At 69.8% G+C, this 5,664-nt stretch carries 4 protein-coding genes and 2 pseudogenes; 2 read left to right on the forward strand and 4 right to left on the reverse strand.

Annotated elements, in window-relative coordinates; all coding sequences use genetic code 11:
* Window positions 1-888: alpha-ketoacid dehydrogenase subunit beta (locus tag VF542_RS11905; RefSeq protein ID WP_408651927.1), on the reverse strand; the 888-nt coding region annotated here is incomplete at its 3' end.
* Between the two features lie 53 nt (window positions 889-941).
* Window positions 942-2,048, reverse strand: a complete 1,107-nt coding sequence (pdhA, locus tag VF542_RS11910; RefSeq protein WP_408651924.1) for a pyruvate dehydrogenase (acetyl-transferring) E1 component subunit alpha — start codon at window positions 2,046-2,048, stop codon at window positions 942-944.
* 89 nt (window positions 2,049-2,137) lie between these two features.
* Here pdhA and VF542_RS11915 point away from each other — a divergent pair, with 89 nt between their 5' ends.
* Window positions 2,138-2,629 (forward strand): Lrp/AsnC family transcriptional regulator, encoded by a 492-nt coding sequence (locus VF542_RS11915; RefSeq protein ID WP_408651925.1) that lies wholly within the window; start codon window positions 2,138-2,140, stop codon window positions 2,627-2,629.
* 17 nt (window positions 2,630-2,646) lie between these two features.
* On the opposite strand, the gene pgm is transcribed toward VF542_RS11915, so the two are convergent.
* Window positions 2,647-4,347 (reverse strand): phosphoglucomutase (alpha-D-glucose-1,6-bisphosphate-dependent), encoded by a 1,701-nt coding sequence (gene pgm / locus VF542_RS11920; RefSeq protein ID WP_408651926.1) that lies wholly within the window; start codon window positions 4,345-4,347, stop codon window positions 2,647-2,649.
* 111 nt (window positions 4,348-4,458) lie between these two features.
* Here pgm and xylA point away from each other — a divergent pair.
* Window positions 4,459-5,529 (forward strand): annotated as a pseudogene (xylA, locus tag VF542_RS11925) (xylose isomerase); the annotation flags it as partial.
* Here the strand turns inward: xylA and VF542_RS11930 are convergent.
* Window positions 5,528-5,664 (reverse strand): annotated as a pseudogene (locus tag VF542_RS11930) (xylose isomerase); the annotation flags it as partial. The pseudogenes xylA and VF542_RS11930 overlap by 2 nt on opposite strands.

Below are 5,664 nucleotides of genomic sequence, written 5' to 3' on the forward strand. Positions count from 1 at the left end.
CATCGGCGGCGGGTACGGGATGTCGAAGCCGGTCACCCGTCCGATCGGCGCGTGCAGCTGGTGGAAGCACTGCTCGGTGAGCCGGGCGACGACCTCAGCCCCGAAGCCCCCGAAGCCGCTGGCCTCGTGCACCACCACGGCCCGTCCGGTCCGGCGCACCGAGGCCACCACGGTCCGGTCATCGAAGGGAGCCAGCGAGCGCAGGTCGATGACCTCGGCCGAGATGCCGTCCTCGGCGGCCGCGTCGGCGGTTTCCAGCAGCGTCGCCACCATCGAGCCGTAGCCGATCAGGGTGACGTCGGTGCCGGCCCGGCGCACCTGTGCCTGGTGGAACTGCGCGACGGGCTCCGGTGAGATCTCCTCCTTGGCCCAGTACCGGCGCTTGGGCTCGAGGAAGATCACCGGGTCGTCACAGGCGATCGCCTGGCGCAGCAGCCAGTACGCATCAGAGGCGGTGCCCGGGGTGACCACCCTCAAGCCGGGAGTGTGCACCCAGTACGCCTCGGAGGAATCGCTGTGGTGCTCGACACCGCCGATGCCGCCGCCGTAGGGGATCCGGATCACGACCGGCAGCGTGATCCGGCCGCGGGTGCGGTTGTGCAGCTTGGCCAGGTGCGAGGTGATCTGCTCGAAGGCCGGGTAGGAGAAGGCGTCGAACTGCATCTCGACCACCGGGCGCAGGCCGTGCATCGCCATCCCGATCGCGGTTCCCACGATGCCGGCCTCGGCCAGCGGCGAGTCGAACACCCGCCGGTCACCGAACTCGGCCGCCAGGCCGTCGGTGACCCGGAAGACGCCACCGAGCGCGCCGACGTCCTCGCCGTAGACCAGCACCCGGTCATCGGCGCGCAACTCATCGGCCAGCGCCCGGTTCAGCGCGCCGGCCATGGTCAGGCTGCCCAGCTTCTCGGCCTGCTGCACGATCTTCGCCACCGAGGCGGTCATGACGACTCCGCCGCGAGCTCGTCGGCCAACTCAGCAGCCAGGCCGGCCGCCTGGCTGCGCAGGGCGGCCGTCGGCTCGGTGTAGACGTGGGCGAACAGGTCCGCGGGATCGGTCACCGGATCGGCGTTCATCGCCGCCCGCAGCCGGGCCGCCCGGGCCTCGCCCTCCTCCGCGATCGCCGCGACAGCTGCGTCGTCGAGCAGGCCGTGGTCGGTGAGGTAGGTCTGCAGCCGGGCGATCGGGTCGCGGGCCAGCCAGCTGGCGACTTCGGACTCCTCGCGGTAGCGGGTGGCGTCGTCGGCGTTGGTGTGCGCCTCGATCCGGTAGGTCAGTGCCTCGATCAGGGTGGGGCCCTCGCCGCGGCGGGCGCGCTCGATCGCCTCGGTCACCGCCACGTGCACCATGGCCGCGTCGTTGCCGTCGATCAGCACGCCGGGCATGCCGTAGCCGACGCCCTTGTGGGCCAGCGTCTCGGCATGCGTCTGCTTGGCCAGCGGCACCGAGATCGCGTAGCCGTTGTTCTGTACCAGGAACACCACCGGTGCCTGCCAGACCGCTGCGATGTTGAGCGCCTCGTGGGTGTCGCCCTCGCTGGTGGCGCCGTCACCGACGAACACCAGGGTGACCGTGTCCTCGCCGGCCAGCCGGGCGGCGTGTGCCAGGCCGACCGCGTGCAGGGTGTTGGTGGCCAGCGGCGTGCACTGGGGTCCGGTGCGGTGCAGGTAGGGGTCATAGCCGCAGTGCCAGTCCCCGCGCAGCAGCGTCAGCGCCTCGACCGGGTTGATGCCCCGGCTGACCAGCGCCACCGAGTCCCGGTAGGTCGGAAACAGCCAGTCCCGCTGGGCCAGCGCGGTGACCGAGCCGACCTGGCAGGCCTCCTGGCCGCGGGAGGAGGGGTAGACCGCCAGCCGGCCCTGCTTGGTCAGGGCGGTGGCCTGGCTGTCGAAGCGGCGCCCGAGCGACATCAACCGGAAGAGCTCGAGCAGCACGTCGGGATCAGGCAGCCGCGCCGGGTCCGTCGAGGTGGCATGGCCATCGGCGTCGATCAGGCAGCGCGGGGTTGCCGTTGGCAAGAACCCGGCGGACGGGGTGACCACAGTCATGTGCCAAGTGTGCTGGGTCTAGAGCCGTTGATCCAGAAATCTGCAGCAGATCCAGATGATCGGCTGAGATTAGCTTGATACGGTGCAGTATGTCGAACAACAAGCACCCGCAAGCGGTTGAGGTTAGACAACCGGTCCAGCTCGACGACACCGACCGGGCAATCGTCTCAGAACTGCGCGAAGACGGCAGGCTCTCGATGCGGGCGCTGGCTGAGAAGCTGCACATCTCCCGGGCCAGCGCCTACACCCGGGTCGAGCGGCTGGTCTCCGAGGGCGTGATCACCGGCTACGCCGCGTCGATCGATCCGGAGCGTTACGGCTTCGGCATCTCGGCCTACGTCTACCTCAAGATCAGCCAGCACTCCTGGAAGGCGGTCCGGCGCCAGGTGTTGCAGATTCCCGAGGTCTGGCACGGCGCGCTGGTCTCCGGCGAGAACGACCTGGTGTTGCTGGTGCGCACCCAGGACGCGGCCAGCATGCGGGAGCTGGTGCTCAACACCTTCCAGACCATGCCGGACGTGCTGGCCACCCAGACCGTGCTGATCCTGGACGAGCTGAGCGGGCCGCACAAGAGCCTGTGACGAGACGCCGACGGCCCTCAGGACGCGGAGCCGAGCGCGGCGGCCACGATCTCGCGGGCCTCGTCCTGGATCCGGGCCAGGTGCTCCGGCCCGTCGAAGGACTCGGCGTAGAGCTTGTAGACGTCCTCGGTGCCCGACGGCCGGGCGGCGAACCAGCCGCGCTCGGTGGTCACCTTCAGGCCGCCGATCGGAGCGCCGTTGCCGGGTGCCGCGGTCAGCCGGTCGGTGATCGGGTAACCGGCGAGCGTCGAGGCACTCACCTGCGACGGTGACAGCTTGGCCAGCACCGCCTTCTGCTGCCGGCTGGCCGGCGAGTCGATCCGCGCGTAGGCCGGTTCGCCGAACCTCGCCGTCAGGTCCCGGTAGTGCTCCGAGGGCGACTTGCCCGTCACGGCCAGGATCTCCGAGGCCAGCAGGCCAAGGATGATGCCGTCCTTGTCGGTGGTCCAGACGCCGCCGTCGCGTTGCAGGAAGGAGGCGCCGGCCGACTCCTCGCCGCCGAAGCCGACGGAGCCGTCGAGCAGGCCGGGGACGAACCACTTGAACCCGACCGGCACCTCGATCAGCTTGCGCCCGAGGTCGGCGGCCACCCGGTCGATCATCGAGGAGCTGACCAGCGTCTTGCCGATGGCGGCGTCGGCTCGCCAGCCGGGCCGGTTGGCGTAGAGGTGGCCGATCGCCACCGACAGGAAGTGGTTGGGGTTCATCAGGCCGCCGTCGGGGGTGACGATGCCGTGCCGGTCGGCGTCGGTGTCGTTGCCGGTGGCGATGTCATAGAGCGTGGCGCCGCTGCTGTCGCGCTGCATACGCTGGATCAGCGAGGCCATCGCCGCCGGCGAGGAGCAGTCCATCCGGATCTTGCCGTCCCAGTCCAGGGTCATGAAGCCGAACTGCGGGTCGACGTCGGGGTTCACCACGGTCAGGTCCAGGCCGTAGCGCGAGCCGATCTCGCCCCAGTAGGCCACCGAGGCCCCGCCCAGCGGATCGGCTCCGATCCGGACGCCGGCAGCGCGGATCGCGTCGAGGTCCAGCACGCCGGCCAGGGCCGTCACGTAGGCGTCCAGGAAGTCGAAGCCCTGGACGTGGTCGGAGGCGACGGCTCGCTCGTAGGGGATCCGCTTGATCCCCGCCACCCCGGCGGCCAGCAACTCGTTGGCGCGGTCCTGGATCCAGCCGGTGATGTCGGTGCCGGCCGGGCCGCCGTCCGGCGGGTTGTACTTGAAGCCGCCGTCAGCCGGCGGGTTGTGCGACGGGGTGACCACCACACCGTCGGCCAGCCCGCTGTTCCGACCGGCGTGGTCTCGACCGGCGCTGTCGCGACCGGCGTTGTGGGCAAGGATCGCGCGCGAGACCGCCGGGGTCGGGGTGTAGCCGTTGCGGGAGTCGACCAGCACGCCGACCTCGTGGGCGGCGAACACCTCCAGCGCGGAGTGGACCGCGGGCTCGGACAGCGCATGGCTGTCGGCCCCGAGGTAGAGCGGGCCGTCGATGCCGTGGGCGGTGCGGTACTCACAGATCGCCTGGCTGGTGGCGAGGATGTGGTCCTCGTTGAACGTGGTGTGCAGCGACGAGCCGCGATGGCCGGAGGTACCGAAGCTGACCCGTTGCTCGGGGGCCGAGACGTCCGGGTGCAGCTGGTAGTAGGCATCGACCAGGCTGGCGATGTCGACGAGATCTTCGGTGGCGGCCGGCTGACCGGCCCGAGAGGTGGTCGTCATGCCTTCGATCAAACCACTTCGCGGGACCCGCTCAGCACGGGTGCATTTCCAGTACCCGTCCCGTACGGTGGTCTGACTAAGTTCAATGGCCGAACAAACTCAGAGGACGAGATGGCGCTTACTCCTACGACGCTTACTCCTACGAAAGCCGACCGGTTCTCCTTCGGGCTGTGGACGATCGGCTGGCAGGCCAAGGACCAGTTCGGTGACCCCACCCGGGCGCCGCTGGACCCGATCGAGGCGGTCCACCGGCTCAACGACCTCGGGGCCTACGGCATCACCTTCCACGACGACGACCTGATCCCGTTCGGCGCCTCGGGCCCGGAGCGGGACAAGCAGCTGGCGCGCTTCGGCGAGGCCCTGGCCGAGACCGGCCTGGTGGTCCCGATGGTGACCACCAACCTGTTCACCCATCCGGTCTTCAAGGACGGCGGCTTCACCAGCAACGACCGCTCGATCCGCCGGTACGCGATCCGCAAGGTGCTGCGCAACATCGAGCTCGCGGCCGAACTGGGCGCTGAGACGTTCGTGCTCTGGGGCGGTCGGGAGGGCAGCGAGTACGACACCGCCAAGGACGTCCAGGCGGCGCTGGACCGCTACCGCGAGGCGATGAACCTGCTCACCGAGTTCGTCACCGACCGCGGCTACCCGATCCGGTTCGCCCTGGAGCCCAAGCCCAACGAGCCCCGCGGCGACATCCTGCTGCCGACCGTGGGCAGCGCGCTGGCTTTCATCTCCTCCCTGGACAGGCCTGAACTGGTCGGTGTGAACCCCGAGGTCGGCCACGAGCAGATGGCGGGCCTGAACTTCGTGCACAGCGTCGCGCAGGCGCTCTGGCACGGAAAGCTCTTCCACATCGACCTCAACGGCCAGCGCAGCATCAAGTTCGATCAGGACCTGGTGTTCGGCCACGGTGACCTGCTCAACGCCTTCGGCCTGGTCGACCTGCTGGAGTTCGGCGGCCCGGGCCGCTCAGGGGGTAGCGCCGGCAGCCCCAGCCCCGCCTACACCGGCCCCCGGCACTTCGACTACAAGCCGTCCCGCACCGAGGACTACGACGGCGTCTGGGACTCGGTGCGCGCCAACATGCGCACCTACCTGATCCTGAAGGAGCGAGCCACCGCGTTCCGGTCCGACCCCGAGGTGCAGGAGGCGCTGGCCCGATGCTCGCTCGGCATGCTTACCGGGCGCCGGTGAGGTGTTCCAGCGCGAGCTGGTTCAGCCGGACGAAGCCGTAGCCGCGCTCCGCGGCCGCGTCGGCGTCGAAGTCCTCGAAGCTGCTGGCGTCGGCCAGCAGCTCGGTGTAGCCCTCTCCCT

Origin of the sequence: Jatrophihabitans sp., from assembly GCF_036389215.1 — a bacterium.
GTDB lineage: Bacteria > Actinomycetota > Actinomycetes > Mycobacteriales > Jatrophihabitantaceae > Jatrophihabitans_A.

Bases quoted from the DNA above. Each gene is read 5' to 3' on its own strand.
- pdhA (WP_408651924.1), bottom strand. From the start codon at position 2,048: ATGACTGTGGTCACCCCGTCCGCCGGGTTCTTGCCAACGGCAACCCCG.
- VF542_RS11915 (WP_408651925.1), top strand. From the start codon at position 2,138: ATGTCGAACAACAAGCACCCGCAAGCGGTTGAGGTTAGACAACCGGTC.
- pgm (WP_408651926.1), bottom strand. From the start codon at position 4,347: ATGACGACCACCTCTCGGGCCGGTCAGCCGGCCGCCACCGAAGATCTC.